Raw genomic sequence first — 3989 nt, 5'->3', positions numbered from 1 at the left:
ACCTTGGCGTGGTAATTGCGGCAGTGCGGGCAGGTGAGCGAGACATATTCAATGATCGTCACCGGCGCGTTGGGGTTGCCGTATTCGCGCTCCCCGAGCGGCCCCGGCTCCAGGATCTGATCCTTGAGCGGCATCGCCGTCTCGGCGGCCGGGCCGGCCGCGCCCCCGCACGCCGAAAGGCCGAGCGCGGCGCTAATGAGAACAACTGCGGCTACCCGGCTCAGTCTCATGAAATGCCCGCGTGCCTAGCCGCTCGGCGGCGTGTCGGCCGGACCCTCGATCGCGTTCTCGAAGTTCTCGAACGCGATACCCTCCAAGCGCTTGCCGTTGACGAAGAAGGCCGGCGTGGCGTCGACGCCGTATTCCTCGTGCGCCTTCTTGCGCACCGCCACGAGCTTATCGAACAGCTCCTTGTCGGCCAGGCACTTGTCGAACGCCTCTTGCGAGAAGCCGGCCTGCTTGGCGATGAGGAGCAGCTTCTGCTTGCCGTCTTCGCCGGGCACCGCCCAGGTCTCTTGCGTCTCGAACAGCCCGTCGATCAACGGATAGAACCGGTCGTCTTCGGCGCAGCGCGCCAGCATCGAAGCGGCGATCGCCAGCCCGTCGAGCGGGAATTCGCGGAACACGAAGCGAGCCTTGCCCGTGTCGATGTACTTCTCTTTCACTTCCGGAAAGACGTTCGTGTAGAAATTCGCGCAGTGCGGGCAGGTCATCGAGGCATATTCGACGATCACGTTGGGCGCGTCGTGATCGCCCATCACGATATCCTCGAGCGGACCTTCCTCCATCAGCACGGCGACCGCCGGGTCTTTCTTTGGTGCGTTCGGATCGCGGGCGTCGCCGTCTCTCATGAAGAAGACGCCGCCGATGATGACCGCGACGACCACGGCGCCGATGACATACAGCCGGGTATGGCTTTTTGCGCCCGAGGTGTCGGTTGAAGGGTCGGTCGGCTTCTTATCTGTTTTCGCCACGGTCACTACTCCGGCTAAAGCTTGGGTCTTGGCGGCCCGAATGGCCGCATCGCGGGCCTACAATCGTTGATCGACCCCGATCCGGCAAGTGCGAGAAATGTCCCGCGCCTCAACCTCTCGTGAGGCGGGCCTTGGTGGATGCGCCGAGTCGCGACAGCGCCTGGGCCAGGCCGTCGTCCTTTATCCCGGCCGATTTGGGCAGGGAATAGCCCGGAAGCGGCGGTTTCGGCGATGGCTTGGCCTTTGCCGCCCGGCCGATAGGCGCTTGGAGGAAGCGCATCTCGGTGACCGCCCGATAGCCGAAATAGGCATTCACCCGCTCCAAGATCTGCCCGGCCCGGTGCTGCACCTCGATGGCCCGGGGGCCTTCTATTCTGAGCACGAGCGTCGCCCCTTCGGCTCGGTGGCCCGGTGGCGGGGCTTCGACGCCCTCGTCGCGCCGCCGGGGCCAGATCACCCGGTCGGGCATGGTGAACCGGGCCAACTCCCGCCCGGCAATGGCCGGCCAGTCGCTTAAGAGCGCCGTGGTGGCGAAGCCGCGGACCCGCGCCGCGGGATCGAGCGCTTTCGCCACATAGTTGCCGATGGCGCACGCACCGCCTTTCGGTTTTCGTTTGAACCCGCTCATGAAGCCTCTTGCCGGTGGAGAGCCCGTCCGCGCCCCTTGCCATGGCGTGGCCCGAGCCTACACCATGGTCCGAGGAGGCGGAGCGCCGAATGGCAGTTATGCAGGCAAGTCACAAGGCGAGGACAGGCGGCACGATCGCCGGCACCTTGCTCGCTTGGTACGGCCGCGAGGCGCGGGCGCTTCCCTGGCGCGCACCTCCAGGCAAGCGCCAAGACCCCTACAAAGTCTGGCTCAGCGAGATCATGCTCCAGCAGACCACGGTCAAGGCGGTCACGCCCCGCTATATCGGCTTCCTGCGCCGCTGGCCCGATGTGAAAGCGCTCGCCCAAGCAGAGCTCGGCGAGGTGCTCGCCGCCTGGGCCGGGCTCGGCTACTACGCGCGTGCGCGCAATCTCCACGCTTGCGCCCGCGCCGTGGCCGAGGAGCACGGCGGCAAGTTTCCGGAAACGGAAAGCGATCTTCGTAAGCTGCCGGGCGTCGGCGCCTACACGGCGGCCGCCATTGCCGCCATTGCCTTCGGCGAGAAGGCGACGCCGGTTGATGGCAATATCGAGCGCGTGATCGCGCGGCTGTTCGCGCTTGAGACGCCGCTCCCCGCCGCCAAGCCCGAGATCAAGGCGCTCGCCGAAAGTCTCACGCCGCAGACCTGCGCCGGCGACTTCGCGCAAAGTCTCATGGATCTCGGCGCCACCATCTGCACGCCGCGCCGGCCAGCCTGCGGGCTCTGCCCGGTGCGGCCGGATTGCAGAGGTTTTGCGGCCGGTATCGCCGAGCAACTCCCCTATAAAGAAGAGAAGGCCGCGCGGCCGACCAGAAGGGGCGCGGCGTTCGTGGCGTTACGGGACGACGGGGCGGTCTTGCTGCGCGAGCGGCCCCTCAAAGGCCTGCTCGGCGGGATGCTGGAGACGCCGTCCACACCCTGGGAGGAGACGGCGCCCAACGGATCGGCGGTCGGCGAACACGCGCCGCTGGAAGCAGCTTGGGAGGCGGTGCCTGGTCTCGTCGAGCACACCTTCACCCATTTTCATTTGGAGTTGCTCGTCTATCGCGCCGCGGTGGACGTGGACGCGGCGGTCACGGACGCCGCCGAGCCTACGCGTTGCCGTTGGGTGCAATGGCGCGATCTGCCGGAGGCCGCGCTGCCGAGCGTGATGCGCAAAGTTCTGGCCCACGCGTTCGAGACGGGGCCGCGCTCCAAGGACCTTAAGAAGCGAGCTTCGCCCGGGCTTCGGCGCGCAGATCGTCGATCGGCTTGAGCGCGCCGTCCGCCTCGTAATGCCAGAAGGTCCAGCCGTTGCAGGCCATGGCCCCTTGCACATAGGCGCCGATCTTGTGGATCGAGCCTTGTGCTCCGGCGCAAGCAATCGAGCCGTCGGCGCGGACCTTCGCCTCGTGGCGTGCGGCCGGGTCGAACAGAGCCGTCCCCGGCGAGAGCAGCCCGAGCTCGACCAGCGCGCCGAAAGGCACGCGCGTCTCGGCGCGCTTGCCCTTGGAGACTTGCAGCGAGGCAGGGTCCATCGGCTTGACGTCTTTCAGCCGTGCGCGCGCGGCCTCCGCGTAAGCCGCCTCGCGCTCGATGCCGACAAAGGCGCGTCCCAGCCGTTTGGCCGCGACCGCGGTTGTGCCGGAGCCCATGAACGGGTCGAGCACCACATCGCCCACATGGCTTGCGGCGAGGATCACGCGCTGGAGCAGCGCTTCGGGCTTTTGCGTGGGATGCGTCTTGCGCCCGTCCTGCTTCAGCCGCTCGCCGCCGGAGCAGATCGGCAACAGCCAATCGGACCGCATTTGCAGGTCCTCGTTCAGCGCCTTCATGGACTCGTAGTTGAAGGTATAGCGCGCCTTTTGGCCCATCGACGCCCCGATCATCGTCTCATGCGCATTGGTGAAGCGGCGGCCGCGAAAATTGGGCATCGGGTTTGTCTTCCGCCAGATCACGTCGTTCAGCACCCAGAAGTCCAGATCCTGGAGAGCGGTGCCGACGCGGAAGATGTTGTGATAGCTGCCGATCACCCAAAGGCTGCCATTCGGCTTCAGCACCCGGCGGCAGGCGGCGAGCCAATCGCGGGTGAAGGCATCGTAGGCGCCGAAGCTGGAGAACTTGTCCCAGTCGTCGTCGACGCCATCGACACGGCTGTTGTTCGGCCGGTAAAGTTCGCCCGCGAGCTGAAGATTGTACGGCGGGTCGGCGAAGACGAGATCCACCCATCCTTCCGGGAGCCGCGCCAGTTCCTCGATGCAATCGCCGACAATGATCTTGTTGCGGGGAAGCGATGCTCCCCCGGTGTCCCCCACACCCATATCCACCACTCTTGTTACGCAATACTGCCCGCTCTGCGGCGGGACCGGCTGATGCTGGCGGACTAGGGTAAAGGTGGGCTTAACCC

5 protein-coding genes are annotated in these 3989 nt (G+C 66.2%); 1 reads left to right on the top strand and 4 read right to left on the bottom strand.

Translation table 11 applies throughout. The annotated features are described in order from the left end of the window. From ACSLE4_RS06770 to ACSLE4_RS06760, 3 genes are all read right to left on the bottom strand, one after another. On the bottom strand, positions 1–230 hold a 230-nt coding region (locus ACSLE4_RS06770; protein ID WP_435903716.1), incomplete at its 3' end, for a thioredoxin domain-containing protein. Positions 231–245: 15 nt separating this feature from the next. Beyond that, positions 246–974, bottom strand: coding sequence for a DsbA family protein (locus tag ACSLE4_RS06765; protein ID WP_435903715.1), 729 nt, complete (start codon positions 972–974; stop codon positions 246–248). A 109-nt stretch (positions 975–1083) separates the two neighbouring features. Beyond that, a complete protein-coding gene (locus tag ACSLE4_RS06760) occupies positions 1084–1602 on the bottom strand; it encodes a DUF721 domain-containing protein (protein ID WP_435903714.1) in 519 nt (172 codons plus the stop codon). Positions 1603–1691: 89 nt separating this feature from the next. Between ACSLE4_RS06760 and mutY the strand changes: the two genes are divergently transcribed. Continuing rightward, positions 1692–2858 carry an A/G-specific adenine glycosylase gene (gene mutY / locus ACSLE4_RS06755; RefSeq protein WP_435903713.1) on the top strand — a complete coding sequence of 389 codons (1167 nt, stop codon included), beginning with the start codon at positions 1692–1694 and terminating at the stop codon, positions 2856–2858. Here mutY and ACSLE4_RS06750 read toward each other — a convergent pair. Further along, positions 2806–3903, bottom strand: a complete 1098-nt coding sequence (locus ACSLE4_RS06750; protein WP_435903717.1) for a site-specific DNA-methyltransferase — start codon at positions 3901–3903, stop codon at positions 2806–2808. The two genes, mutY and ACSLE4_RS06750, sit on opposite strands and share 53 nt — an antisense overlap. Between the last annotated feature and the right edge of the window lie 86 nt (positions 3904–3989).

This window comes from Methyloceanibacter sp. (genome assembly GCF_051306395.1).
Classification (GTDB): Bacteria; Pseudomonadota; Alphaproteobacteria; order Rhizobiales; family Methyloligellaceae; genus Methyloceanibacter.
Note: the sequence above shows the minus strand (reverse complement) of the source record. Positions and strands in the feature narration are given on the sequence as shown.

Bases quoted from the DNA above. Each gene is read 5' to 3' on its own strand.
- ACSLE4_RS06750 (WP_435903717.1), bottom strand. From the start codon at position 3,903: ATGGGTGTGGGGGACACCGGGGGAGCATCGCTTCCCCGCAACAAGATC.
- mutY (WP_435903713.1), top strand. From the start codon at position 1,692: ATGGCAGTTATGCAGGCAAGTCACAAGGCGAGGACAGGCGGCACGATC.
- ACSLE4_RS06760 (WP_435903714.1), bottom strand. From the start codon at position 1,602: ATGAGCGGGTTCAAACGAAAACCGAAAGGCGGTGCGTGCGCCATCGGC.